This is a genomic window from Pseudomonas sp. Z1-29 (assembly GCF_051131995.1).
GTDB lineage: Bacteria > Pseudomonadota > Gammaproteobacteria > Pseudomonadales > Pseudomonadaceae > Aquipseudomonas.
Genome location: NZ_CP071645.1, coordinates 1,650,163 through 1,674,073 on the forward strand (window position 1 = coordinate 1,650,163; position 23,911 = coordinate 1,674,073).

23 protein-coding genes and 4 tRNA genes are annotated in these 23,911 nt (G+C 61.2%); 11 read left to right on the forward strand and 16 right to left on the reverse strand.

The annotated features are described in order from the left end of the window. Positions 1-137 precede the first annotated feature (137 nt). From J3P84_RS07700 to J3P84_RS07715, 4 genes are all read left to right on the forward strand, one after another. A tRNA-Val gene (locus J3P84_RS07700) sits at positions 138-213 on the forward strand. Between the two features lie 19 nt (positions 214-232). Continuing rightward, positions 233-309 (forward strand) — tRNA-Asp (locus J3P84_RS07705). A gap of 175 nt (positions 310-484) precedes the next feature. Beyond that, a tRNA-Val gene (locus tag J3P84_RS07710) sits at positions 485-560 on the forward strand. A gap of 17 nt (positions 561-577) precedes the next feature. Beyond that, a tRNA-Asp gene (locus tag J3P84_RS07715) sits at positions 578-654 on the forward strand. Positions 655-1,372: 718 nt separating this feature from the next. Here J3P84_RS07715 and J3P84_RS07720 read toward each other — a convergent pair. Both J3P84_RS07720 and J3P84_RS07725 read right to left on the reverse strand, forming a co-directional pair. Continuing rightward, positions 1,373-2,509, reverse strand: a complete 1,137-nt coding sequence (locus J3P84_RS07720) for a catalase family protein (protein ID WP_434629101.1) — start codon at positions 2,507-2,509, stop codon at positions 1,373-1,375. Between the two features lie 31 nt (positions 2,510-2,540). After that, positions 2,541-4,346 carry a di-heme-cytochrome C peroxidase gene (locus J3P84_RS07725; RefSeq protein ID WP_434629103.1) on the reverse strand — a complete coding sequence of 602 codons (1,806 nt, stop codon included), beginning with the start codon at positions 4,344-4,346 and terminating at the stop codon, positions 2,541-2,543. Positions 4,347-4,615: 269 nt separating this feature from the next. On the opposite strand from J3P84_RS07725, the gene J3P84_RS07730 reads away from it, so the two are divergent. The 5 genes from J3P84_RS07730 (at position 4,616) to J3P84_RS07750 (ending at position 7,292) form a co-directional block, all read left to right on the forward strand. Next, positions 4,616-5,329, forward strand: coding sequence for an FKBP-type peptidyl-prolyl cis-trans isomerase (locus J3P84_RS07730; RefSeq protein ID WP_305499483.1), 714 nt, complete (start codon positions 4,616-4,618; stop codon positions 5,327-5,329). A 287-nt stretch (positions 5,330-5,616) separates the two neighbouring features. Continuing rightward, entirely contained in the window at positions 5,617-6,072 is a 456-nt protein-coding gene (locus J3P84_RS07735) for a YkvA family protein (protein ID WP_434629105.1), read from the forward strand. A gap of 111 nt (positions 6,073-6,183) precedes the next feature. Beyond that, positions 6,184-6,522: a helix-turn-helix domain-containing protein gene (locus tag J3P84_RS07740; RefSeq protein ID WP_305499486.1), complete on the forward strand. Its 339-nt coding sequence runs from the start codon at positions 6,184-6,186 to the stop codon at positions 6,520-6,522. Then, positions 6,519-6,890 carry a hypothetical protein gene (locus tag J3P84_RS07745; RefSeq protein WP_003179080.1) on the forward strand — a complete coding sequence of 124 codons (372 nt, stop codon included), beginning with the start codon at positions 6,519-6,521 and terminating at the stop codon, positions 6,888-6,890. The genes J3P84_RS07740 and J3P84_RS07745 overlap by 4 nt, the downstream gene beginning before the upstream one ends. Continuing rightward, positions 6,891-7,292, forward strand: coding sequence for a sel1 repeat family protein (locus J3P84_RS07750; RefSeq protein ID WP_434629108.1), 402 nt, complete (start codon positions 6,891-6,893; stop codon positions 7,290-7,292). 198 nt (positions 7,293-7,490) lie between these two features. Here J3P84_RS07750 and J3P84_RS07755 read toward each other — a convergent pair whose 3' ends face one another. Continuing rightward, positions 7,491-9,278: a bifunctional diguanylate cyclase/phosphodiesterase gene (locus tag J3P84_RS07755; RefSeq protein WP_434629110.1), complete on the reverse strand. Its 1,788-nt coding sequence runs from the start codon at positions 9,276-9,278 to the stop codon at positions 7,491-7,493. Positions 9,279-9,408: 130 nt separating this feature from the next. Continuing rightward, positions 9,409-11,487 carry a carboxy terminal-processing peptidase gene (locus J3P84_RS07760; RefSeq protein WP_434605186.1) on the reverse strand — a complete coding sequence of 693 codons (2,079 nt, stop codon included), beginning with the start codon at positions 11,485-11,487 and terminating at the stop codon, positions 9,409-9,411. Between the two features lie 142 nt (positions 11,488-11,629). On the opposite strand from J3P84_RS07760, the gene J3P84_RS07765 reads away from it, so the two are divergent. Beyond that, positions 11,630-12,592 (forward strand): zinc-binding dehydrogenase, encoded by a 963-nt coding sequence (locus J3P84_RS07765; RefSeq protein WP_434629112.1) that lies wholly within the window; start codon positions 11,630-11,632, stop codon positions 12,590-12,592. Between the two features lie 111 nt (positions 12,593-12,703). Here the strand turns inward: J3P84_RS07765 and J3P84_RS07770 are convergent, their stop codons facing one another. The 6 genes from J3P84_RS07770 to J3P84_RS07795 form a co-directional block, all read right to left on the reverse strand. After that, the gene (locus J3P84_RS07770) at positions 12,704-13,357 is read right to left on the reverse strand and encodes an HAD family hydrolase (protein ID WP_434572490.1); all 654 of its coding nucleotides are present in this window, start codon (positions 13,355-13,357) and stop codon (positions 12,704-12,706) included. Between the two features lie 45 nt (positions 13,358-13,402). Then, a complete protein-coding gene (locus J3P84_RS07775; protein WP_434629114.1) occupies positions 13,403-14,392 on the reverse strand; it encodes an ABC transporter ATP-binding protein in 990 nt (329 codons plus the stop codon). Beyond that, a complete protein-coding gene (locus J3P84_RS07780; RefSeq protein WP_434572493.1) occupies positions 14,389-15,189 on the reverse strand; it encodes an ABC transporter permease in 801 nt (266 codons plus the stop codon). Before J3P84_RS07780 ends, J3P84_RS07775 begins: the two co-directional genes overlap by 4 nt. After that, entirely contained in the window at positions 15,176-16,012 is an 837-nt protein-coding gene (locus J3P84_RS07785; RefSeq protein WP_434631198.1) for an ABC transporter permease, read from the reverse strand. Before J3P84_RS07785 ends, J3P84_RS07780 begins: the two co-directional genes overlap by 14 nt. 5 nt (positions 16,013-16,017) lie before the next feature. Next, a complete protein-coding gene (locus J3P84_RS07790) occupies positions 16,018-16,824 on the reverse strand; it encodes an alkaline phosphatase family protein (protein ID WP_434629117.1) in 807 nt (268 codons plus the stop codon). A gap of 213 nt (positions 16,825-17,037) precedes the next feature. Beyond that, positions 17,038-18,105: an ABC transporter substrate-binding protein gene (locus tag J3P84_RS07795; protein WP_434629119.1), complete on the reverse strand. Its 1,068-nt coding sequence runs from the start codon at positions 18,103-18,105 to the stop codon at positions 17,038-17,040. 350 nt (positions 18,106-18,455) lie between these two features. On the opposite strand from J3P84_RS07795, the gene J3P84_RS07800 reads away from it, so the two are divergent. After that, the gene (locus tag J3P84_RS07800; RefSeq protein WP_434629121.1) at positions 18,456-19,181 is read left to right on the forward strand and encodes a UTRA domain-containing protein; all 726 of its coding nucleotides are present in this window, start codon (positions 18,456-18,458) and stop codon (positions 19,179-19,181) included. A gap of 7 nt (positions 19,182-19,188) precedes the next feature. Here the strand turns inward: J3P84_RS07800 and J3P84_RS07805 are convergent, their stop codons facing one another. The 6 genes from J3P84_RS07805 to minC all read right to left on the reverse strand — a co-directional run bounded on the left by J3P84_RS07805 (position 19,189) and on the right by minC (position 23,828). Further along, a complete protein-coding gene (locus J3P84_RS07805) occupies positions 19,189-19,371 on the reverse strand; it encodes a hypothetical protein (RefSeq protein ID WP_305499501.1) in 183 nt (60 codons plus the stop codon). A gap of 250 nt (positions 19,372-19,621) precedes the next feature. Then, positions 19,622-20,911 (reverse strand): M18 family aminopeptidase, encoded by a 1,290-nt coding sequence (locus J3P84_RS07810; protein ID WP_434572499.1) that lies wholly within the window; start codon positions 20,909-20,911, stop codon positions 19,622-19,624. Positions 20,912-21,089: 178 nt separating this feature from the next. Next, the gene (locus J3P84_RS07815) at positions 21,090-21,725 is read right to left on the reverse strand and encodes an RluA family pseudouridine synthase (RefSeq protein WP_018612476.1); all 636 of its coding nucleotides are present in this window, start codon (positions 21,723-21,725) and stop codon (positions 21,090-21,092) included. Positions 21,726-21,825: 100 nt separating this feature from the next. Beyond that, on the reverse strand, positions 21,826-22,080 hold the full coding sequence (minE, locus tag J3P84_RS07820; protein WP_039594520.1) for a cell division topological specificity factor MinE: 255 nt from the start codon (positions 22,078-22,080) through the stop codon (positions 21,826-21,828). After that, positions 22,080-22,892, reverse strand: coding sequence for a septum site-determining protein MinD (minD, locus tag J3P84_RS07825; RefSeq protein ID WP_042728954.1), 813 nt, complete (start codon positions 22,890-22,892; stop codon positions 22,080-22,082). Before minD ends, minE begins: the two co-directional genes overlap by 1 nt. Positions 22,893-23,093: 201 nt before the next feature. Continuing rightward, positions 23,094-23,828 carry a septum site-determining protein MinC gene (minC, locus tag J3P84_RS07830; RefSeq protein ID WP_030142350.1) on the reverse strand — a complete coding sequence of 245 codons (735 nt, stop codon included), beginning with the start codon at positions 23,826-23,828 and terminating at the stop codon, positions 23,094-23,096. Positions 23,829-23,911: the final 83 nt, after the last annotated feature.

Sequence of the window (23,911 nt, forward strand, 5' to 3'; positions counted from 1 at the left end):
AAGGGGGGCATTATTCTCTTCGCGGCGCCATAGGCCAACCCTTCGCTAAGCCTTTGGAAGGCCTGAAAAAATTAAATTAAAAAGTGCTTGCCAGCTTAGGAAGTGCTCCGTAGAATGCGCGCCACACCGAAAGCGAAGGGTGATTAGCTCAGCCGGGAGAGCGTCTGCCTTACAAGCAGAATGTCGGCGGTTCGATCCCGTCATCACCCACCATTCGCTTCAAGTGTTATGCGCAGCGGTAGTTCAGTCGGTTAGAATACCGGCCTGTCACGCCGGGGGTCGCGGGTTCGAGTCCCGTCCGCTGCGCCATATTCGGTACCTGGAACACTGAACGCCAGGTCACCACAGAAAGCCCGCTAACGCGGGCTTTTTGCTGTCTGGAGTTTCCGTGGTGCGCGTGAATCACATTTTTTTGCTGGATTTATCAATTAAATCAGCACGTTATAAAAAACTGTGAGAGAATGCGCCCCGCATCGAAAGTGCAGGGTGATTAGCTCAGCCGGGAGAGCGTCTGCCTTACAAGCAGAATGTCGGCGGTTCGATCCCGTCATCACCCACCAAACTTTCAATGTTACGCGCAGCGGTAGTTCAGTCGGTTAGAATACCGGCCTGTCACGCCGGGGGTCGCGGGTTCGAGTCCCGTCCGCTGCGCCATATTTGGTATCTGGAACGCTGAACGCCAGGTACCCGCCAGAAGCGGCGCTTTTCCTTTAAGAGAGGGAAGGCGCCGTTTTTTTTGCTTTCGATATCTGTCTTTCTCAGTGTGGTGTGTATATCCGTTTCTGCGGTAATGGCCGCTGGCGGTTTCGCTTTTACAGCGACTCACTTTTATGAAGCGTAAAAGTAAGCAAAACGCTTTTGCCCCACCACTGTCCACCGCGAGGCGGCCTTAAAGCCGACCTGGCTCTCCCGGTCGTACTCCGATCCAACTGTGGGAGCGAGCCTGCTCGCGAAGAGGCCGGCACATCCAGCGTCTTCATTCGACCATGACACCGCTTTCGCGAGCAGGCTCGCTCCCACAGGATGAACACGGTCAACCAAACCAGGTCGGCTCGAAGGCCGCCTCGCGGTGGACGTTGATCTCGGGCGCCCCGTTAACCACGATGGCCGAACGCAGGCATTGTGCAGTGGGCATCCCGGCATGGATGCCGGGATAGCCGCGCTGGGCCAGGGACGGCCCTTCGCGGCGGGCCCACGGAGCAATGCCGGAGTGCGGGCATGCCGAGCCTTAGCGAGGCACCGAGTGGTGGGGCAAAAGCGCTTTGGTTACTTTCACGCTTTTTGAAAGTGACTCGCCGTAAGGGCGAAACCATAAGCAGCCGTTACCGCAGAAACGGATATACACACCACACCACACCACACCCACCACCACCTACTGCTCAGCATTCCGACTATGCCGATAATCGCTGACCGCCTCATACACCGCTTTACGCAAACGGTTGATACCGCCAATAGGCCGATGTGCCTCGAGCCCAAACCACGGGTTGAACGACAGGTTGTCGCAAGCCAGGTTCAGCTTGGGCGTATCGAAATCCTGGGCCGGCACCTTGATTCGCGCCACCGTCTCGAATGGCGCATCGCTTTCCCGCCACTCGATACTGGTGTCTTCGATCGGCATGTATTTGCCCGGGTCCTGACGCTGGATCTGCAGCACAAAACAGGCTGGCACGCGGTCTGTGGATAACTGTTGAGTCAGTGCGCTGCGCAAGAAATTCGGCAGGTTCTGGTTCTGCTTGGGCAGGGTGTAGGCTGGGCAGTTGTCCGGATCCGGCGCGACGCGAAACTTGGCATTGGCCGCGCCGAACTTGTACGGCGATACCGAGAAATAAGTGGTCTGGGTCGGGCTCGCCGGAGGCGGGGAGAGTGTCGCCAGGGCGATGAACAGATGACGGATCTGCCAGCTGCGTGGGTCCAGGCTCGGAAAGAAAGCCATCGCCTTTTTTCCGTCAGCCTGGGCCGCCACGTTCTGACGGTATTCGGCGACATCGCTGACAAAGAAGTTCGGATGATTGAACATCACGAAGTCCTGCTCGCCCTGCGATTGCCGGTCCGCGAGCAATTGCTTGCCGGGCACATCCAGCAGCTTGATGGCCATCCCTCGTGCATCGCGCAGGCTGTCGAACTGTGGATAAGCGTTGCCGTTGGACAGGCGGATCGTCGCCTGCCAGGTCTTGCCCGGTTCGGCGAATACGCCCTGGCGCAACGGTGCCGGCAGATCGCCGGGCACCTGGACTTCGGCCATCACGCAGCCGTGGGCCTTGGCATGGGCATCGCGCAGGTAGCGCGTGCCTTCGCGGTGCTGGTCGACGATGCGGATGGCGGTCTGGATGATGTCCTGGGTCATGGCGCTTTCACCGGGCGGTATCTGCTCCTTGTCCGCGACCGGCCCACTGTGTTGCCAGGCGAACCAGGCCGTGGCCAGGGCCCAGCCGAGCAGGCCGATGCCCAGCAGCCAGAGGAGCGTCTTGCCCAGAAAGGCGCCGAGGCGCAGCCAGAGCTTTATGAGCATGGTGCAATCCTTTTACCTGAAAGATTGATCATCACAGTTGCGACTCCAGCGGTCCGCCCAGCACCTTCAAGTACTCCAGCAACGCCCAGCGCTCCTGCGGCTGCAGCAAACGGCCAATGACCCCATTGCCCCGTTCGCCGGCGCGGAATTCATGGCCGCTGTTATGGTTGCCAGTGATGCGAGTGTCGAACAGGAAGGCATTGGCAAACGCTTCGGTGCGATAGCCCAGGTGCCGCGGGTCGTATTCGAAGCTGCCCTTATAGAAGGTGGTCGCCCGCTCGGCCTGCGGCGACAGCAACTCATAGATCGTCGGCACCGAGCCGTTGTGCAGGAACGGCGGTGTTGCCCACACGCCGGCCAATGGCCGGGCCTTGTAGGCGCGTAATTCACGGACGCCGATGGGCAGCCCGAAACCGTCCAGCGCCGGACGTTCCACCGGCGTGACGCCGGCATCCCGGTAAGCGCGGTTTTCGACGAATGCGGTGACGTAGGCCAGCCCCTTGGCGACCGAGATCTGGCTGAGGTCCAGCGGCTCTGTCGGGGCAGGGTGCAGTTGCACTTCCAGCTTCGCCAGTTCGGCCGGGTCCCATTGCAGGCTGGTCAGGTTGAAACGGTGATCGGCAATATTGTTCGCGGTGCCCGGGTCCGTGCCGATCACCTTCACTGGCAGCATATGCAACTGTTGCACCGGCCGGTCAGGGCCCTGGACGACTTTGGGCACATGGCAGCCGGCGCAGTTTTCTTCGAACAACGCCTTGCCCTTTGCCGCCAGGGGCTTGTCAATCGAACCCAGCAACGCTTCCGGCCATACGGGTGGCTTGAGCAGTTGCAAGGTCTCTTCGATCTTGTTCAGGTCGCGCACCCGCACGCTGGAAGGATAGCGCGCATCGCCTTGCAGCGGCTTGCCCTGGGCATCGAAGAAACTCAACGTGGCGCCAACCCCCAGCGCCTCGCCGACGTTGCGGGCCATCGGCTGCTGCGCCGAACCGTTCCACTGTACCCAGTCGAACGTCCACATTTCCCACAACTGTGGGTAATCCACCGGTGCGTTGGCGACCCGGTAGTTTTCTGCCGAAATGGCATCGCCAAAGCTGGCATTGGCGATACGGCCAAAGGCGTCGGTACGGCCCGGGCCTTCCTCGGTGGGATAGAGACCGCGATGGGTGTCGTTCCAGGCGGTGCGCAGGAACGCATTCAGGGAAACCTTGAAGGCCTTGCGCAACTCTTCATGGCGAGCGTCATAGTCATTGCCCAGCACCTGGCGGGCGAAGCGTTCGAATTTCCATGGGTTGTAGTAAGTCGAGGCGAGACTTGCCACCAGTGCCTGTCCGAAACTGCCGCCGCGCAATGTCGGAACAGTCGATGGCAATACGTGTTGGGCCGAGCCGCCATCGATCCGGATCGCCTGGCCCTTGAAATGCAATTCGCCGGTGTGGCAGGCGGCGCAGGTAATGTCGAGGTATTGCTCGTTACTGCCGGCGTTCTGGTGTCGGGTGAAGCCCACCGGTAAGTTGCCGGGGTTCAGTGGCGTGGCTTTCTGCGCAGGATCGACCAGAAAACCGAAGCGCGCCAGGTATTCCGGCGAAGCGAAGCGCTGTTGCGAGAACGGCAATTCAAGCGCGGTGAACCACTCGTAACGCAGGCCTTTGACCTGAGTGCCCTGAGGCGTGAAATAGTAAGTCTGTCGCTCGGCGGCGCTCCATTGGTCTAGGTAGTGCACCTGTTGGACAGGCGTGTAGGCCGGCAGGCGCGGGTTGGCCACGTAATAAAGCACCACGGCCACGACCACGATGGCCAGCGCGAGGATCAGCAATAAAAGGCGAGAGAGGAGGCGCACGGTTTACGTCCTTGTTTTTTTAATATGCCCTTATGCCTCAGCGCCGCTTGGCCGGCAAGTGGCCATTACCCCGCGCTACGAGTAGCGGCCGATCTGGCCGTGTCTGAAACAGATGACAGATGCTTCATCTGCCGAGGATCAAAAAGCGTTTGCCGACCTGAACTTATCATCGCTTTGTGGCTCACATGCCGGTAGCCATTGGTCGTGGCCGCCTGATAAGCTCGCGGCTTTACTCGATTGCCCTTTAGGCGCATGAACAAGGAAATAGCATGAAACAGCATCGGTTGGCGGCGGCGGTAGCCCTGGTTGGCCTGGTACTCGCGGGTTGTGACTCGCAGACCAGCGTAGAGCTGAAAACCCCGGCGCAGAAAGCTTCCTACGGTATCGGCCTGAACATGGGCAAAAGCCTGGCTCAGGAAGGTATGGATGACCTGGACTCCAAGGCAGTCGCCCAGGGCATCGAAGATGCCGTCGGCAAGAAAGAACAGAAGCTGAAAGACGAAGAACTGGTCGAAGCCTTTGCCGCGCTGCAAAAACGTGCCGAAGAGCGCATGGCCAAGATGAGTGAAGAGTCGGCAGCCGCCGGCAAGAAATTCCTTGAGGAAAACGGCAAGAAGGCCGGCGTTACCACCACCGCTTCCGGCCTGCAGTACGAAGTGGTCAAGAAGGCCAGCGGCGCGCAGCCTAAGCCGACCGACGTGGTGACCGTTCACTACACCGGCAAGCTGACCAACGGCACTGTGTTCGACAGCTCCGTGGAGCGTGGCAGCCCGATTGACCTGCCGGTCAGCGGTGTGATCCCGGGTTGGGTCGAAGGCCTGCAATTGATGCACGTCGGCGAGAAGTACAAGCTGTACATCCCGAGCGACCTGGCCTACGGCGCCCAGAGCCCGAGCCCGGCGATCCCTGCCAACTCGGTCCTGGTATTCGACCTGGAACTGCTGGCAATCAAGGATCCGGCAAAAGAAGGCGCAGCCAAGTAATTGCGCCTGTCTTGATAAAAACGCCTCGCTCATGCGGGGCGTTTTTGTATCTGGCATTCGACGAGGCAAAAAAACCGAACGCGCAGGGCAAGCTACAGTCATAGGCAGTACAGCGCTGTGCTGGATGCGGTCGACCCGTCGGGTAGGTGGTTGCCGTTTATTTATGTGAGTAAAAAACGCCCGATCTAAGCCCGGCCCTTATGAAACGGGGGGCGCAGCGTTGAAATGCAGCTCTGTTCACAAGGTTATCCACAATTTGTGTGGATAACATTTCAGTGGGAGAAAAAATGAAGGCCCCGTGGAGTTTCGCGCGATTTCTTCCCCTGGCGGGACGGCTCCTGGCCCGCGGCAGATTGCCCACGCTGCTGTTCGCCGTTGCCAGCAAGGGCGCCCGGGAGGGCGGTCGCCTCGGCAAGCTCAAGGAGGACCTGCGTCTGCTGCAGGCTCTGTGCCTGGCTTACTGGCGGGGCGAATACCGCGCCGTGAGTGCCAAATCGATGCTCTCGGTGGTGGCGGGCCTCATGTATTTCCTCAGCCCGCTGGATGCGATCCCGGACTTGCTGCCCATGCTAGGCATGTTCGACGACATCGCGGTGCTGGCCTGGATCATGAAAACCCTCGACGACGAGCTGGGGGCCTTCCGCGCCTGGCGCGGACAGCAGTCGCCGGAGAAGCTCGCGCGGGTTGAAAGGCTTCCCGACACCCCGGAACAACTCCAGCTGCAAGGGCCGAAGAAAAGCTGACCTGGCCCGTTTCCCTGCGAGATTTCATCGCCCCGCGACCTTGGCTGCTATTAGGATTACACTTCCAAGAAAAAGCTTACTCGCTAAGTGTCGTTGTCCTACGGGGTAATCATGGATATTCAAATAATCACGCGCGACGGAGAGCCCGAGTACGCGGTTTTGCCGTGGGATCAGTACCAGGCGCTGCTAAAGGCAGCCGGCATCAATCAAGCACCGCAAGAAGCCACGGTCCGCCATGCGGCGGCACCCGGCCAGGTTCTCCCTGGCCTGGATCAACTACGCAGTTTGCGCGAAGGGAAGGGCATCGCCATCGAGGCGCTGGCCCGCACGGTAGGCATCAGCCCGTCTTATCTGGCCATGATCGAAAGCGGCGAGCGTCAGCCCGATGCCGCGATCAAGCGCAGTCTGGCCTGGGAACTGACGGTGCCGGGTTGGAGGGATGAATCGTGAGTGTACGCATCAGTCGGCAACATTGGGACGGGTTGTTGGGTGAGTTGGACCAGGCGCGTCGCCAGCGCCATTTATTGACGTACCGCGCCTTGCTGGAGCGCTTGCAGCTGCCCAGCCCGGCCATGCAGACATTGACCGCCGCACTCGAACACCTGGCGGCGCTGGACGCCCGGGCCGAACAGCCATTGCGCAGTTCGTTGGTGATCAGCCAAGGGGCCAGTCGCCTGCCACGCACTGGTTTTTTCGAATGTGTTGAACGCCTCGGGCGCTTTTCCGGCCCCTCCGACGGCGTCGCCGCTGCATCCTGGCATGCGTCGGAAGTGGTCCGGGTGTTCGAATACGAGTACCCCGAATCGGCGGAGGCCTGAGTGCTCTGGCGGATCAAGGCCCGGGCCGGTTATTGGCTGGCGCGCCGATTGTTCCGTTGGTCATGGCTGGTTCGGCAGCCCCGCGGCTGGGCCTGGCTTGAAGGCCAGTTTGCGCGCATGGCGAACCTGGGCGACGTCGGCGCCCAGAGCTTCTACGGGCATATCCTGACGTTTCGCGGCCAAGGGCTCGGCGCACGGGAAGAAGGCATTCGCTTGCTCCGCCTGGCGGCGCTGGCCGGTGACGGCAAGGCCGCCTACCAGGTCGGCGTCATCAGCCTGGCAGGCTCTACCACCAAGGCGCCGGATCCGGACGAAGCGGCGCGTTGGTGGGCCTTGGCCGCGAAGGCCAGGCATCCGCTGGCCGAGATCAAGCTCAAGGCGCTCGAGAGCAAGAAACCCTGAAATCGTTTTTTTTCGTGGCGAGGGAGCTTGCTCCCGCTGGGCGGCGAAGCCGCCCCAAACCAGTCTGCTCGATCAAGCAGGCACACCGAGGCGCTGCCCAGAGGGGCTGCTACGCAGCCCAGCGGGAGCAAGCTCCCTCGCCACGGGATGATCACCACTCACAGCGTGATTATCACCCACAGGGTTTTCACCTGAAGCTCACGCTGAGAAACCCAGCTCCGCCACGGGCGCCTGCTCAACCAGCCCGTTAATCAAATACAAACTCCCCCCGACGATCTCCTTGGCATGGTGCTTGGCCTGCGAAGCCATTTCCGCCAACTGGCTGGCATCCAGCTCTGCACAGGCCTCGGCGCGCAGATGCACCACCCCGATCGACAACGACAGCAAGGCGAAGTCCTGTCGTATGCCCTGTCGGTTCAACGCGGTAAAACATCCGGCTTCCAGATGCTCGGGCCGGTAGAAGCGGCGGCAGTGGTTCTGGAAGTCGCTCAGCAGTTGGGTCAGGCGCTTGCGCCAGTCGTCCGGGCCGAGGACCAGCAGGAAGTCGTCGCCGCCGATGTGGCCGACGAAATCGCGGCTGGGGTCAATGCGTTCGTTCAGGCATTGGGCCAGGCACAGCAGGACTTCGTCACCGCGACCGTAGCCGTAGATGTCGTTGAAGGGTTTGAAACTGTCGATGTCGACGTAGCAGATCACCGACTCCTGGCGCTGCTGCAGCAGGCGCGTAAGGCACTGCTGGATGGGCACGTTGCCCGGCAGCAGAGTCAGCGGGTTGGCGTAGCGCGCCTGTTGGATCTTCAGTTCCGTGATGAGCTTGAGCACGTCGATCACCCGGCCCAGGCCCAGGTAGCCGCCGTTGAGGGTGATGATGAAGTCTTCTTCGATGCGCTGGCGGGCGCGGCTGGTGATGAGGCGGCTGACTTGTTGCAGTGACTGGCTCAGTTCAACCGCGAGGAAATCATCGCTCATCAGGCGGCTGATGGGCTTGCGAGCGAACAGGTCGGTGGCGAAAGGCTTGAGCAGGGCATCCGAGAGCGAATGACGATGGACGATCCCGCACGGTTGGTCGCGATCGTCCAGCACCGCCAGGGAATTGAGGTTGGCCTGGCGCCGGAACGCTTCCAGTACCGCTGCCGTCGGTGTGTCGTGGGCGACTGCCGGTTGTTCGTTGAGCAGCGCAGTGAGGTCGTTGACCTCATCGCCCAGCGGCACCACGCCACTGTCCTGGCGGGGCATCAACGCCTTGGCGTCCTGGGATGGATGCTCCTGGGGCCGGGCGAGCAAGTAGCCCTGGACCAGGTCGACGCCCATTTCGATCAACACGGCGAGCTCTTCCGGCAATTCGATCCCTTCGGCGATCACCTGGGCCCGTGAAGCCTGGGCGATCTTGAGAATGGAACCGACGAATTCACGCTTGAGTGCGTCCTGGTGAATGCCATCGATGAAATGCCGGTCGATCTTCACGTAGTCAGGTCGCAATTCGGACCACAGCCGCAAGCTTGAATACCCGGCACCAAGGTCATCCAGGGCAATGGAAAAACCCATGGCTCGATAGTGATGCAGGGCGGTTTGCAGCAGCTGGAAGTCATCGATAGGCGTTTGTTCGGTCAGTTCGATAACCACCTGGCTGGGCGGAATGCCGAAGTCCTGTAACAGCTGCAGGGTGCGGCCGGTCTGGTGGGCCGATTCGAGCAGCGATTCTGGCGAGACGTTGAGGAACAGTTTTCCCGGCAGCTTCTGTTCATTGAAGCGCTGGCAAGCGCTGCGTCGGCAGGCCAGCTCCAGTTCGCTGAGGCGTCCGGCCTGGCGCGCCACGGACAATAACGCGATGGGGGAGTGCAGCGGGCTGTTCGACGGGCCGCGGGTCAGGGCCTCATAGCCGAGGATGCGTCGTTCGGAAAGACAGATGATCGGCTGGAACAGGCTGTGCAAACCGCTTTGACTCAGGATTGAGCTCAAGGCACTCAGCTGTTCTGTCGTGGTCATGGCGATCTCTGGCGATAAAAAAAGGACTGGGCACAACCCCTGGTGGGGTGCGCCCGGTCCTGTATTTCACGACAGACTGATGTCAGTTTGATGACACTCCGACGAGCACCACCATTAAAAGGCCATCACCTCAATGTTTGGCGACCGCCGTATTGAGCTTGAGGTAATCGAGCAGGATCCGACCGGTTTCGCTCAGATAGGCGTCGTCTTCCGGCTTGGTTTTTTCCGGCTCGGTGATCAGGTCTTCGTCTTCCTTCTTCAGCTCTTTGAGCGGCTCCTCGCCCTTGGCCTTGCGACGCAGGTTTTCCATGGCCAGTTGCTTGGCTTCGATGTCGGCATGCTGCGCGCGGCGCTCGGCTTCGTTGAGGGTGACGGTTTTTTCCATCATCAACTTCTGCGCCAGGGCCAGCTTGTCGCGAATGAACACAAACTCCGCGTCTTGGGCGGTGCGGGCGTCATGCTCGGATTTCAGCTGGGCCAGGTACGGCTTGAACGGGTCCACGGCCGGCTTGATTGCAGGCCGGATGGTGTCCCACGGCATGGCTTCGGGCAGGGCGCTCTCGCCGATCTCCTTGGTGTCGATGATCGACGGGTAATCGATGTCGGGCAGCACGCCCTGATGCTGGGTGCTCTGCCCGGAAACGCGGTAGAACTTCGCCAGGGTCAGTTTCAGTTCGCCGTGGTTCAGTGGCTGGATGGTCTGCACGGTGCCTTTGCCGAACGTCTGGCCGCCGATGATCAGCGCGCGGTGGTAGTCCTGCATGGCGCCCGCGAAAATCTCCGAGGCCGAGGCCGACAGGCGATTGACCAGCAGGGCCATTGGTCCCTTGTAGAACGCGCCGGGGTTTTCGTCCTCGAGCACATCGACCCGACCATCGGCGTTACGCACGAGCACGGTCGGGCCTTTGTCGATGAACAGGCTGGTCAGTTCGGTGGCTTCCTGCAACGAGCCGCCGCCGTTGTTGCGCAAGTCGATGACCACGCCGTCGACCTTTTCCTTCTGCAGTTCGGTGAGCAGTTTCTTGACGTCGCGCGTGGTGCTCTTGTAGTTCGGATCCCCGGCGCGGAAAGCCTTGAAGTCCAGATAGAAAGCCGGGATCTCGATGATGCCGAGCTTGTAGTCCTTGCCGTCCTGCTTGAGCTGGAGGACCGATTTTTTCGCGGCCTGTTCTTCCAGCTTCACTGCTTCACGGGTAATGGATACGACTTTGCTGGTCTGGTCGTTCGGCGCATTGCTGGCCGGGATGACTTCCAGGCGGACCACCGAACCTTTCGGGCCGCGGATCAGCTTGACCACTTCGTCCAGGCGCCAGCCGACCACGTCGACCATTTCCTTGTTGCCCTGGGCCACGCCGATGATCTTGTCCGCCGGGGCGACCTGCTTGGTCTTGTCGGCAGGGCCCGCCGGCACCAGGCGCACGATCTTGACCTGATCGTTATCGCTCTGCAGTACCGCGCCGATGCCTTCCAGGGACAGGCTCATGTTGATGTCGAAGTTTTCCGCGTTATCCGGCGACAGATAATTGGTGTGCGGATCGTAGGACATCGCGAAGGTATTGATATAGGCCTGGAAGACGTCCTCGGCACGGGTCTGGTCCAGGCGCGCGAGTTGATTCTTGTAGCGCTTGGTCAGGGTTTCCTGGATCTGCTTGGGATCCTTGCCGGCGATCTTCATACGCAACACTTCGTCCTTGACGCGTTTGCGCCACAGGTCGTCGAGTTCGGCGGTGCTCTTGAGCCATGCGGCGTCCTTGCGGTCGACCAGCAAGGTTTCCTTGGCATTGAAGTCGATCTTGTCGACGCCCTTGTTCAACTCGGCAAGGGCGTAGTCCAGGCGCGCCTTGACGCGGTCCAGGTAGCGCTTGTAGATAATGAACCCGGCGTTGAGGTCGCCGCTCTTGAGGAAGTCGTCGAACTGGGTCTTCCACTTGTCGAATTCGGCGATGTCGCTAGCCAGGAAATAACTGCGCGACGGATCAAGCAGCTTCAGGTAGCTGTCATAGATGATGACCGAGCGCGCGTCATCGAGTGGCGGCTTGCTGTAGTGATGGCGCTTGAGCAACTCAACCACATTGAGGCTGGCGATCACCTCGTCGCGATCGGGCTGAAGCTTGTCCCAGCTGTTGGCCGCGAACGCAGTGTTCGAGAGCGCTGAAGCGCCAAGGCCAATGAAGAGGGCAAGTGCAGTGCTGGGGAAAAAGTGCTTCATGCTGATTCGACGCAGGGACAATTGATCACGCATATTAGGCCGTCTTTGAAGTCGCCGGTTCCATGTGGCCCGGGCGCATAATGCAAGAAAGCCCGGCGTTGTTACAGCAGCGGGCCCAGTCGAGACTCACTATGGAGGCACCGTGAAAGCATTGCAAGGCGTTGAAGGCCAAGTGGTATGGGCAGATGAGCCAAGTCCGGCGTGTGATGCCGGGCAAGTTCGCATCCGTGTAGCGGCCGCTGGCCTGAATCGGGCCGATTTGTTGCAGAAAGCCGGGCATTATCCACCGCCACCCGGCGCCAGCCAGGTGTTGGGGCTGGAATGTTCCGGGGTGATCAGTGAAGTCGGGCCGGGTTCCTCCTGGCAGGTCGGCGACCGGGTTTGCGCATTGCTGGCAGGCGGCGCAATGGCCGAGGAAGTGGTGGTCGATGGTCGGCATGTGTTGCCTGTGCCGGAAGGCCTGTCACTGGCCGAAGCCGCCGCGCTGCCTGAGGTCTACGCCACCGCGTGGCTGAATCTGTTCCAGCTGGCCGGGCTCAGCCCGGGAGAAAAAGTGCTGCTGCACGCCGGCGCCAGCGGCGTCGGTTCGGCCGCGATCCAGCTGTGCAAGGCGTTCGGCAACCCGTGCTGGGTCAGCGTCGGTTCGGCCGAGCGGCTGGCCTATTGCGAAGCGCTCGGTGCCCAGGGCGGTGTGGTGCGCACCGACGATATCAACAGCCTGAACGACTTCGGGCCGTTCGACGTGATCCTCGATCCGGTCGGCGCGAACTACGCCAGCCTCAACGTGAAACTTTTGTCAGTTGACGGGCGCTGGGTATTGATCGGACTCATGGGCGGGCGCACCACCGAACTCGATCTGGCCCAGGTGTTGGGCAAGCGTATCCAGTTGCTGGGCTCGACTTTGCGCAGTCGCAATGATCAGTCCAAGGCCGACCTGATCGCCGAGTTGGGGCAGCAGGTGTGGCCGTTGTTCGCCGACAAGCGCCTGAGCCCGCAATTGGCCAGGACGTTTGCGATCAGCGATGCCGAGGCGGCGTTTGCCGAGCTGGCGACCAATCAGGTGTCCGGGAAATTGGTGCTGGTGGTCGATGACAGCCTGAGCTGATACAGACCCTGTGGGAGCGAGCCTGCTCGCGAAGGCGGAGGGGCAGTTGGCACAGGTGTTGGCTGTGCCACCGTCTTCGCGAGCAGGCTCGCTCCCACAAGGGGAAACGGGCTATTTCCAGGTATGAATCGGCCAGCCGGCCGATTCGGCGTGGGCCTTTAGCACCGGGTCCGGGTTCACGACGTGCGGGTGATCGACCTTGAGCAGCAACGGCAGGTCATTGCGCGAGTCGGAATAGAAACTCGCGCCTTCCAGGTTTTCTTCCTCGGCGTCCAGCCAATCCAGCAGTCGGGCAATCTTGCCTTCGCGATAGGTCAGGGTGCCCACGGTCTTACCGCTGTACACACCATGGGCGACGTCCAGCTCGATCGCGAGGATCTCATCGATGCCCAGGCGCTCGGCGATCGGCTTGACCAGGTGCGTGCCCGAGGCCGAGATCACCAGGATCCGATCACCGGCCTTGCGGTGCTCGGCGATGGCCTTGGTGGCGTCGCTGAAGATGATCGGTTCGATGAAGTCTTCCACCCACGGCGCCACCAGGTGTTCGATTTCTTCCGGCGTGCGGCCGATCATCGGTTCCAGGCTGAAGTCCATGTACTCTTCCATGCGCAGCTTGCCGTGGCTGTAGGCGTCCATCAGTTCGTTGTTGCGGCGCATGAACGACTCGGGATCGACCCAGCCCAGGCGCCCCATCTGCTCGCTCCAGAGGGTGGCGCAGTCGCCGTGGATCAGGGTTTCGTCCAGATCAAAAATTGCCAGAGCCATCAACGCGCTTCCCTTTTCAAGATATCTTCAAAATCAACCAGACCATCAGGCTACCTCACACAGCGCCGATGGATCGATGGAAAGTGCCAGCCGTGCACCATCGGGATGCAGGTCGGCAGCCGAGCGGTTGAGCACATCCACCACCAGTTCCACGCCGCGGGCCTCGACCCGGTAGCGGATCACGTTACCCAGCAGGCTGTGGCTGCGGATCAGCGCGTCGGGATCGCCGTTGCGACTCAGCTCGATGGCTTCCGGGCGAATGGCGATGCGACCGTTCACCGGGCGTTGCAGCAGCTTGCTCGCGGCGTCGGCGTCGAGCAGGTTGTAGTTGCCGATGAAGCCGGCGGCAAAGACATCGACCGGCGCAGTGTAAAGGGTCTCGGCATCGCCGCTCTGTACGATCTTTCCCTGATTCATCAGGAAGATCCGGTCAGACATGGTCAGGGCTTCCTCCTGGTCGTGTGTGACAAAGATGGTGGTCAGGCCCAGTTCCCGCTGGATCTGACGGATCTGTTCGCGCAAGTGCTTGCGAATCCGCGCGTCCAGCGCCGACAGCGGCTCGTCCAGCAGCAACAGGCGCGGCCGGGTGACCAGGGAGCGGGCCAGGGCCACGCGCTGGCATTGGCCGCCGGACAGTTGATGCGGGTAGCGGGCGGCAAAGTCATGCAGCTCCACCAGTCGCAGAATCTCCAGCACACGCTGGCGACTGTCCGAAGCGTCGACCTTTTGCATGCGCAGGCCGAAGGCGACGTTCTGCTCGACGGTCATGTTGGGGAACAGCGCATAGCTCTGGAAGACCATGCCGATCCCGCGCTTCTGCGGACTCAGCGGCACGATGTCCTGGCCGTCCAGCAGAATCTGGCCCGCATCCACCGCTGTCAGGCCGGCAATGCAGCGCAGCAGCGTGGACTTGCCGCACCCGGAAGGGCCGAGCAGGGTGACGAATTCGCCCTTGTGGATTTCGCAGTTGATGTCGCTGAACACCGGCGTGCCGGCGTAGCCTTTCTGCAAATGTTGGACGCTAACGTAGCTCATTGGCTTTTGTCCTTGTTCAAGATGTTGGCCGCCCAGGTCAGGACCAGTACGAAGAAGAAGTAGGAAATCACCAGCGCACTGGTGAAATGGCCGCTGCTGTTGCGCATGTTGTTCAGGTACACCTGCAGGGTTTCATAGCGGGTGCCGACGAGGATGTTGGCAAACACGAACTCGCCGAACAGGAACGAGAAGGACAGCAGTAGCGCCACCATCAGGCCCTTGCGCAGGTTCGGCAGCACCACCAGCAACGCGGCCTGGAAAGTGCTGGCGCCGAGCAGTTGGGCGGCGTCCATCAGGTCGCGCAGGTTGATCGCTTGCAGGTTGTTGGTGATCGCCCGGTACATGAACGGCAAGGCGACGGTGAAGTAGCAGCCAATCAGGATCCACGGTGTGCCGACCATCGCCAGCGGCCCGGAGCCATAGAGCTGCAACAACCCCACCGAAGACACCACCGGCGGCACCGCGAAGGGCAGCAGGATGAGGATGTTCATCAGCGCGTCGAGTTTCGGGAAGTGGTAATGCACCACGAACAGCAGCGGCAGGATCAGCACCACCGAGAGCACCAGCGCGCCCACGCAGACAATCAGCGATTGGCCGAAGGCGTGTAGAAAGCGCGGGTCGCTCCACAGCTGCAAGTACCACTTGAAGGTGAAGCCGCTGGGCAGCACGGTGGCCGACCAACTGCTGGCGATGGAGTAGATGAGCGTGCCGGCGAGGGGTAGCAGCAGGATGGCGAACAGCAGGTACACCACCGCTCGATGATAGAACCCAGCCGGGCCCGATTCAGCGCGAGACATGGTAGCTCCTCTTGAGCAGCAACTGATGGATGACGGTCACCAGGGTCATCAACGCCACCAGCACCACGGCCAGGGCGCTGGCCATGTTCGGGTCGAGGGAAATATCGCCGGAAACCATCGCCGCGATGCGAATTGGCAGGACGTTGAAATTACCGGTGGTCAGCGCATAGACCGTGGCATAGGCGCCGAGGGCATTGGCCAGCAGGATCACGAACGTGCCGAGCAGCGCCGGGGTCAGCACCGGCAAGCCGATGTGCCGCCAGAACTGCCAGCCGCTGGCGCCCAACAGGGACGCCGACTCACGCCAGTCTTCGCGCAGCGCGTCGAAGGCCGGGTAAAGCAGCAGCACGCCCAGGGGAATCTGGAAATAGGTGTAGAGAATGATCAGCCCGGTTTTCGAATACAGGTTGAAATCCTCGATGATCCCCGCCTGCTTGAGCATGATCGTGATGCTGCCGTTGAACCCCAGCAGGATGATGAACGCGAAGGCCAGGGGCACGCCGGCGAAGTTGCTGGTCATGTTGGCGAAGGCGTTGACGAAATTGCGCAGCCGCGAATCGACGCGGCGCAGGGAGTAGCTGCCGAGCACGGCGATGACGATGCCGAACACGCTGGACCAGAAACTGATTTCCAGGCTGTGCTGGATCGCCTGTCGGTAGAATTTCGAGCTGAAGATCTTGCTGAAGTTGGCCAGGCCCCAGCCGAACTCTTCCGATTCCAGGCTGTTGACCAGCACCCAGAGCAGCGGGGCGACCTGGAACACAATGAAAAAAATTGCGAAGGGCACCAGGCACAACACTGCCAGCCATTTGCCGCGCGTCATGGCATTCACTTGAGCACCTCCTGGCAATAGGGTTTGTCGTGGGCGACCCCGAGCAGCTGGCAAATGGTGCCGCACAGTTCGGTTTGCCGAGGGGCCGCGTTGGCGTCAAGGCTGAAGCCATCGCCGAGGACAAACAGCGGCACTTCCCGTTCTTCCGGTAGCAGGCCGTTGTGGGAGCGGTCGTTGTTCATGCCATGGTCGGAAGTCACCAGCACCTGATAACCGGCGTCGAGCCAGGCTTGCAGATAAACCGCCAGGTTGATGTCCGCCGAGCGGGCGCTGTTGCGGTACTGCGGGGTGTCGAGGCCGTGCTTGTGACCGGCATCGTCGATGTTCATCGGGTGCACCAGCAGGAAATTCGGCAGGTAGCGCTGGCGCAGGTGTTCGGCGTCGGCGAACAGATGTGAGTCCGGGTAGTGGTCATTCCAGTAGAAATGTCCGTATTGAATCGGCAGGTCGGGGTTTTCGGTATGGCGATCACGACCGGCGACGAAGGGTGACACGTTGTACAGCTCGCTGACCCAGTGATAGGCCGCAGCCGCCGTACTCAGGCCGGCGTCGGTGGCGTAATGGAAAATGCTGCGCTGGTTCGACAGGCGCGAGACATTGTTGTGCACGATCCCGCTGGCGATGGGCACGACGCCGGTGAGGATGCATTCGTAGAGTGGGCGGGACAAGGCGGGTAGTTCACATTCCAGTGTGTAGAGCGCCGCGCGTCCTGCGCCGACATACGCTTGCAAATGTCCCATGGTATGCCGGGCGACTTCGTAGTTGAGGCCGTCGAGCACCACCAGGATGACGTTGTGCTTCATGGGACCGGAACTCCGGGCAGATACCAGATAACTCGAATTTTCCACAGGTCGATTGTGGGAGCGGGCCCCTGTGGGAGCGAGCCTGCTCGCGAAGGCGGCGGGTCAATTGGCACAGGTGTTGGCTGTGCCACCGTCTTCGCGAGCAGGCTCGCTCCCACAGGACCTGCCCCCACAATTGGATTTCTGTCGGATCTCCAAGCGGGAGCTAGCGCCTCACTTCATCTCGACGATGACTTCTTCATTCCAGTGCTGCGGCAGCGCCTTGGAGGTCTTCTCCCACGCGTCGGCATCCTTGATCGGCGTCACGCCTTTGTACTGCTCGTTCGGCAGCAGCTTGGCCTGGACTTCTTCCGGCAGTTTCAGGTGCTCGGCGCGGATCGGCCGGGCGTTGCCCTTGGCCAGGTTGATCTGGCCGGCGTCGCTGAAGATGTATTCTCGGGTCAGCTTGGCGGCGTTCGGGTGCTTGGCGTATTTGTTGATGATGGTGGTGTAGCCGGAGATCACCGAGCCGTCGGACGGAATCAGCACGACGTAGTCATCCGGGCTGGCCATCTTGGCCTTGTAGCTCAGGCCGTTGAAGTCCCAGACCACGCCGACTTCGACTTCACCTTTTTCCATCGTGGCGATGGTCGGGTTGGCCATGGACAGGCGGCCTTGCTTGGCGATATCGGCGAACAACAGCAGGGCCGGTTTAATGTTCTTCTCGTCGCCACCATTGGCCAGGGCCGCAGCCAGCACGCCGTTGGCGGCCTGGGCGGCGGTGCTCACGTCACCGATGGAGACTTTGTACTTGCCGGTCTTCAGGTCGGCCCATTTGGTCGGCACTTCGGAGCCGTGCAGCAGTTTCTTGTTGACGATGAACGCAATGGTGCCGGTGTAGGCCAGGGCCCAGTTGCCGTCCTTGTCCTTGGCCCAGTCCGGGATCTGTTCCCAGGTGCTTGGTTTGTAAGGCTGGACCACGCCTTGCTTGACCGCGATCGGGCCGAAGGCGGCACCGACGTCGCCGATGTCGGCGCTGGCGTTGTCCTTCTCGGCGGCGAACTTGGCGATTTCCTGGGCCGAGCTCATGTCGGTGTCGATGTGCTTCAAGCCATAGAGTCTGGCCAGGTCGTCCCAGGTGCCTTTCCAGTTTGCCCAGTCATCGGGCATGCCGACGCTGTTGACGGCGCCTTCCGCTTTCGCAGCGGCTTCCAATGTTTTCAGATCGGTATCAGCGGCCATGGCGGCGGTGCACATGGCAATGGTCGAGCCTAACAGTGATGCCAGGAAAAGCTGTTTCATCCGAAGCTCCTATGGGCGTTTTCAACGCTGCGATTGCGATGGTGTTGGTCTAGGTCAGCAATACCTGAGCCAATGTAGGCGCGTCCCATGACATTTTGATGTCGATGCAAGGTTCGCCAGCAATCGTCGGGCTCATGAAGCGTCGCTGCGTCATAAGCGTAGACCATGAGTAAGCAGCTGATCTGCAAGGCCTTGGCCGTTAATTTGCAAGCCGATGTGTTGACCGTTCAGCGGTTGTGTCATCTATCAGTCATGCGCAGTGCCTAGGCTTGCAGGCATGAGTCGTGGATTGATGTGCGATCGAATCCTGCCCCGAAACAGTGCTGGTCTAGTCCAGATAGGTAACGTTGATGCGCGTTGAGACAACCAAAGCGGTGACAACCATCGGGCAGGTCCTGCAGGAGCAGCTCGATCACGGCTTGCTGGCGCCTGGTAGCAAGTTGCCGGCCGAGCGCAAGCTCAGCGAACTGTTCGGCACCACCCGGATTACCGTGCGCGAGGCGCTGTTGCAGCTCGAAGCCCAGGGCCAGATCTACCGGGAGGAGCGCCGGGGCTGGTTCGTGTCGCCACCACGGCTGGCCTACAACCTGATGCAGCGCAGTCATTTCCACGCGATGGTCAGTGCCCAGGGACGAGTGCCGTCGACCCAGGTGATCTCGGCCCGCCTGCAACCCGCGTCGGCGGCGGTCTGTGCCTGGCTGCAATTGCCGGCGCTGTCCAGCGTCATCCAGATCTGCCGCACCCGGCGCATCGACGAACGCCTGGTGCTGTACGTCGAGCACTACCTGAATCCCGCCTACTTCCCGGACATCCTCGAATTCGATCTCAACCAGTCGATGACCGAGCTTTACGCCCGCCACTACGACCTGCGCTACGGCCGGGTGAAATTCGAAATCGTGCCGACATCGCTACAGCCGGAAGCCGCGGCGGCGCTAAAAGTGTCGGTGGGCAGCCCCGGCCTGCGGATTGCCCGCGTCAACTATGATCAGCATCAGCGGCTGATCGACTGCGACCTGGAGTTCTGGCGCCACGATGCGATCCATGTCGGGGTGGACGTGCCGGAACAGTCGGCCTGAGGCGCGTTCAGGAGACGTCGTTGAGCTTGGCCAGGATCCTGAACAGTACCGTGACGAGAATCAGCAACATGCCGATCCACATGGCAAACACCCCGACGTTCTTGTCGCGGAAATTGAAGCCGATGGCGAGCAGGATCATGCCGGCGATGATGGGCACCAGCATGGCGTTGAACGAGGTCATGGAGATCATGGCGACAGCCTTGTCGGGGGGATAAGGTCAGTCTAGTTGGGGTTTGGCTGGGGTGGGCTGATGTGGGTCACGGCCTCCCCGGAATTTGAGGCGGGCACAGTTGTGGCGAGGGGATTTATCCCCGCTGGGCTGCGAAGCAGCCCCAGAATCCACCAGGCGCCGCGATTATCCGGTAGGACGTAGGGGGTTGCTGCGCAACCCAACGGGGATAAATCCCCTCGCCACAAGGGGCATCATGCCTTCGGGGCGGTTACGGCAATTCGCGAGACGCGTAGAAAGCGCTCAGCACTTTCACCAGGTGCGCCAGGTCGTGGCTGCCGCAGAGCTCGCGGATCGAATGCATGGCGAAGGTTGGCAGGCCGATGTCGACCGTGCGTACGCCCAGCTGGCTGGCGGTGATCGGGCCGATGGTCGAGCCGCAACCCATGTCGCTGCGCACCACGAAGCTCTGCACCGGCACTTCCTCGGCCATGCACAGATGGCGGAAGAACCCGGCGGTTTCGCTGTTGGTGGCGTAGCGCTGGTTGCTGTTGACCTTGATCACCGGGCCGGCGTTGAGCTTGGGGCCGTGGTTGGCGTCGTGCTTGTCGGCATAGTTGGGGTGTACGCCGTGGGCATTGTCCGCTGAAACCAGCAGGGATTTCTGAATCGTGCGTACGAACTCTTCACCTTCAGGCAGCAGGCGGCGCAGGGTCTGTTCGAGCATCGGACCGTCGGCGCCACACGCCGAGGTGGAACCGACTTCTTCGTGGTCGTTGCACACCAGCACGCAGGTTTCTTCGGTGTCGGCTGTCAGCAAGGCTTGCAGGCCGGCGTAACACGACAGCAGGTTGTCCAGGCGCGCGCCGGTGATGAAGTCACCGTGCAAACCGATGACCGCTGCGCTTTGGGTGTCATAGAAGCTCAACTCGTAGTCGAGCACCACGTCGGCGTTCAAGCCATGTTCCCGCGCCAGCTGGTCGGTGAGTACGGCACGGAAATCGACGCGTTCGTCACCGGCGAATTGCGCGAGGATCGGCGGCAGTTCGTTCTGCGGGTTGATCGCCCAGCCCTGGTTGGCTTCACGGTTGAGGTGGATAGCCAGGTTCGGGATCGTGGCGATCGGCGCCTTGAAATCGATCAACTGGCTCTCGACCTTACCGTCACGGCGGAAGGTCACCCGCCCGGCCAGGGACAGGTCGCGGTCGAACCACGGCGCCAGCAGTGCGCCGCCGTAGACTTCCACGCCCAGTTGCCAGAACCCGTGGCGTTGCAGTTCAGGCTGCGGCTTGACCCGCAGGCAGGGGCTGTCGGTGTGGGCGCCAACCAGGCGGATGCCGTCGTGCAGCGGTGAGTTGCGGCCCAGTTTGAAGGCAATGATAGAGGAATCGTTGCGCGTGACGTAATAACGACCATTGGCCTCGGTGGCCCAGGTTTCGCGCTCATCAAGACGCTGGTAACCCGCCGCTTCCAGGCGCTGGGCAAGGCTGGCGGTGGCATGGAACGGGGTGGGGGAGGCCTTGAGGAAATCGATCAGGCCCTGGTTCAACTGTGCACGCATAAAGAACTCCAGACAGCAATGGGCGGGAGTTTACCGTATTAGCAGCGTCGGTGAGCACTCCAGGCGGAACTGTGGCGAGGGAGCTTGCTCCCGCTGGACTGCGCAGCAGGCCCAAAAAAGGGGTCGCTTCGCAACCCAGCGGGAGCAAGCTCCCTCGCCACAGTGTCGGAGGTGTTTTTCAGAACGGTGCAGGGCACTCGAAGCGCAGGCGCTCGCCGCTTTGCGGGTGGGTGAAGCTGAGCATGCTCGCGTGCAGGCACAGCCGTGGCCAGGCGGCCAGGGCTTGCGGGTGGGCATAGAGCCCGTCGCCCAACAGCGGATGGCCGATAGAGAGCATGTGCACGCGCAATTGATGCGAGCGCCCGGTGATCGGCGTCAATTCGACCCGACACCAATCACCGCAACGCTCCAGTACACGCCAGAACGTCAAGGCATGCTTGCCCTGTTCGTGATCGACCACATGGCGGGGCTTGGTCGGCGGGTCGTAGCGCAAGGGCAGGTCGATGCTGCCGCTGTCCAGCTCCGGTTGGCCCCAGCACAATGCCGTGTAGGCTTTTTCGGTTTCTCGATCATGAAATTGCCGGGACAGTTCGCGGTGAGTGTCCGGGTCACGGGCCAGCAGGATAATGCCGGACGTTTCCCAATCCAGCCGGTGCACGATTCGCGCTTCCGGATAACCGTTTTCCTGCAGGCGGGTGATCAGGCAATCTTTGTTGTCGTCCGCCCGGCCAGGCACGGAGAGCAGCAGGGTCGGCTTGTCGACCACCAGTACGGCGGCGTCCTGATGGATTATGCGGATGTTGGACAGGGGCATTGAACAGTCTCGTAACAAACGCCAACGGCGGCTCGAACCCTTCTCCTTGTCCTGTGAGGGGGGAGAAAGGCCCGAGCCGCCGTGGCACCTGCTGGGTCGATCAGCGATCCGGCAGGGTGATATTGAGTTCCAGGATCGAGCAGCTGCCCTGGCTTTCCAGCGCGACATGCACGTCATCGTTGCCGATATTGACGTACTTGCGGATCACTTCCACCAGTTCCTTCTGCAAGGCAGGCAGGTAGTCCGGGGTACTGCGTTGGCCGCGTTCGTGCGCCACGATGATCTGTAGACGCTCTTTCGCGACCGAGGCGGTACTTGGCTTTTTGTTGGCACGAAAGAAGTCAAAAAGGTTCATTACCTACCTCCAAACAGGCGCTCGAAGAAACCTTTCTTCGTGACGTCGAGGAATCGATGCTCGACGGTTTTGCCCAGCAGACGATCGACCGCATCGCTGTACGCCTGGCCGGCGTCGCTCTGGTCGTCAAGGATCACCGGCACGCCGGAGTTCGAAGCCTTGAGTACCGCCTGGGATTCCGGGATCACGCCCAGCAGGGTCACCGCGAGGATTTCCTTGACGTCTTCGACGCCGAGCATTTCGCCGTCGCTGACGCGTTGCGGGTTGTAGCGGGTCAGCAGCAGGTGCTCCTTGATCGGCTCCTCGCCGTTCTCGGCGCGCCGGGATTTGCTTGCCAGCAGGCCGAGCATGCGATCGGAGTCGCGTACCGACGAGACTTCCGGGTTGGTCACGACGATCGCTTCGTCAGCGAAGTACATGGCCAGGTGGGCACCTTTCTCGATACCGGCCGGGGAGTCGCAGACCACGAATTCGAAGTCTTCCTTGAGTTGCATCAGGACTTTTTCCACGCCTTCCTGGGTCAGCGCGTCTTTGTCGCGGGTCTGGCTGGCGGCCAGTACGTAGAGGTTCTCAAGGCGCTTGTCCTTGATCAGGGCCTGCTGCAGGTTCGCTTCGCCATTGACCACGTTGACGAAGTCATAGACCACGCGACGCTCGCAACCCATGATCAGGTCGAGGTTACGCAGGCCGACGTCGAAGTCGACGATGACTGTTTTATGGCCGCGCAAGGCGAGGCCGGTACCGATAGCGGCGCTGGTGGTGGTCTTACCCACACCACCCTTGCCGGATGTAACCACGAGAATCTTGGCCAAGGTGTTTCACCCCTAAGGAAAAAGGACTTTGTCAGCCCCTGAAAAACATCTCTGGAAAAACTGCTGCAACTGGACAGGCTTGGCTGGAATCGGATGCGGGCGGGGTCTACCTTGGGTAAACACTGCCTGGTCCTTTTTCCTACGTCATTCAAGCCGTTTTCGCTAGGTTTTAGAGATGCTTGGAAAATGCGGCAGTATCCGTTAAAGCCGAATGATGTTCAACACGTCGCCCGACAGGCTGACCTGGACCCCGGCGCCCCATAACGGGTCGCGCCGCAAGTCCTCGGAAACCTTGTATTGCCCGGCGATAGAGACCAGTTCAGCGCTCAACTGCTGACAGAAGATCCTTGCCTTGGTGTCACCCTTGACACCGGCCAGCGCACGGCCGCGCATCGGGCCGTATACATGGATGTTGCCATCGGCGAGAAGTTCCGCACCCGGGCTGACCGAGGACACCACCACCAGGTCGCCGCCCTGGGCGTAGATCTGCTGCCCGCCGCGCACCGGCGAGGTGATCACACGGGTCGGCTTGATGGTCGGCTCCGGCGGTTTTTCCGGTTTTTTCGGTTCCGCCGGGCTCAGCTCCAGCACGCGTTCACGGGCGCCGGAGGGTGGCAGCACCGGAATGTCCACGGCGATGGCGGCGGCGATGTCTTCGATGCGGCTGGCGCGGATCGCCAGGGTGCGCAGCCCATGCTGGCGGCAAACGCGCATCAGCCCCGGCAAGTCGACCGAGCCCTCACCGGCCGGCAGCTTGTCCAGCGCCAGTACCAGCGGGGCATTGCTGAAAAAATTCGGCGCCTGGGCGACTTTCGCCGCGAGTTGCCGGTCAAGGCCTTCCAGGTCGTTACGGGCCAGCTCCAGCACCGTAATGGCGAGCATGCTGCCCTTCAGCTGGAACACGGGATCTTGGTCTAGCGGTTCGGTTTGGCTCATGGTCGGCGTACAACGGCTTGTCACTAAAAGTGCCGAGACTTATAACGAGATCGTCCGCGAGCCGCAAGCCGGGTCGAACGATG

What these genes read in the sequence shown, in the direction of transcription:
- J3P84_RS07805 (WP_305499501.1), bottom strand. Translation starts at nt 19,371, where the DNA reads ATGATCTCCATGACCTCGTTCAACGCCATGCTGGTGCCCATCATCGCC.
- J3P84_RS07800 (WP_434629121.1), top strand. Translation starts at nt 18,456, where the DNA reads ATGCGCGTTGAGACAACCAAAGCGGTGACAACCATCGGGCAGGTCCTG.
- J3P84_RS07815 (WP_018612476.1), bottom strand. Translation starts at nt 21,725, where the DNA reads ATGCCCCTGTCCAACATCCGCATAATCCATCAGGACGCCGCCGTACTG.
- J3P84_RS07795 (WP_434629119.1), bottom strand. Translation starts at nt 18,105, where the DNA reads ATGAAACAGCTTTTCCTGGCATCACTGTTAGGCTCGACCATTGCCATG.
- J3P84_RS07730 (WP_305499483.1), top strand. Translation starts at nt 4,616, where the DNA reads ATGAAACAGCATCGGTTGGCGGCGGCGGTAGCCCTGGTTGGCCTGGTA.
- minC (WP_030142350.1), bottom strand. Translation starts at nt 23,828, where the DNA reads ATGAGCCAAACCGAACCGCTAGACCAAGATCCCGTGTTCCAGCTGAAG.
- J3P84_RS07810 (WP_434572499.1), bottom strand. Translation starts at nt 20,911, where the DNA reads ATGCGTGCACAGTTGAACCAGGGCCTGATCGATTTCCTCAAGGCCTCC.
- J3P84_RS07735 (WP_434629105.1), top strand. Translation starts at nt 5,617, where the DNA reads ATGAAGGCCCCGTGGAGTTTCGCGCGATTTCTTCCCCTGGCGGGACGG.
- J3P84_RS07790 (WP_434629117.1), bottom strand. Translation starts at nt 16,824, where the DNA reads ATGAAGCACAACGTCATCCTGGTGGTGCTCGACGGCCTCAACTACGAA.
- J3P84_RS07740 (WP_305499486.1), top strand. Translation starts at nt 6,184, where the DNA reads ATGGATATTCAAATAATCACGCGCGACGGAGAGCCCGAGTACGCGGTT.
- J3P84_RS07780 (WP_434572493.1), bottom strand. Translation starts at nt 15,189, where the DNA reads ATGTCTCGCGCTGAATCGGGCCCGGCTGGGTTCTATCATCGAGCGGTG.
- minE (WP_039594520.1), bottom strand. Translation starts at nt 22,080, where the DNA reads ATGAACCTTTTTGACTTCTTTCGTGCCAACAAAAAGCCAAGTACCGCC.
- J3P84_RS07770 (WP_434572490.1), bottom strand. Translation starts at nt 13,357, where the DNA reads ATGGCTCTGGCAATTTTTGATCTGGACGAAACCCTGATCCACGGCGAC.
- J3P84_RS07760 (WP_434605186.1), bottom strand. Translation starts at nt 11,487, where the DNA reads ATGAAGCACTTTTTCCCCAGCACTGCACTTGCCCTCTTCATTGGCCTT.
- J3P84_RS07775 (WP_434629114.1), bottom strand. Translation starts at nt 14,392, where the DNA reads ATGAGCTACGTTAGCGTCCAACATTTGCAGAAAGGCTACGCCGGCACG.
- J3P84_RS07785 (WP_434631198.1), bottom strand. Translation starts at nt 16,012, where the DNA reads ATGACGCGCGGCAAATGGCTGGCAGTGTTGTGCCTGGTGCCCTTCGCA.
- J3P84_RS07755 (WP_434629110.1), bottom strand. Translation starts at nt 9,278, where the DNA reads ATGACCACGACAGAACAGCTGAGTGCCTTGAGCTCAATCCTGAGTCAA.
- J3P84_RS07720 (WP_434629101.1), bottom strand. Translation starts at nt 2,509, where the DNA reads ATGCTCATAAAGCTCTGGCTGCGCCTCGGCGCCTTTCTGGGCAAGACG.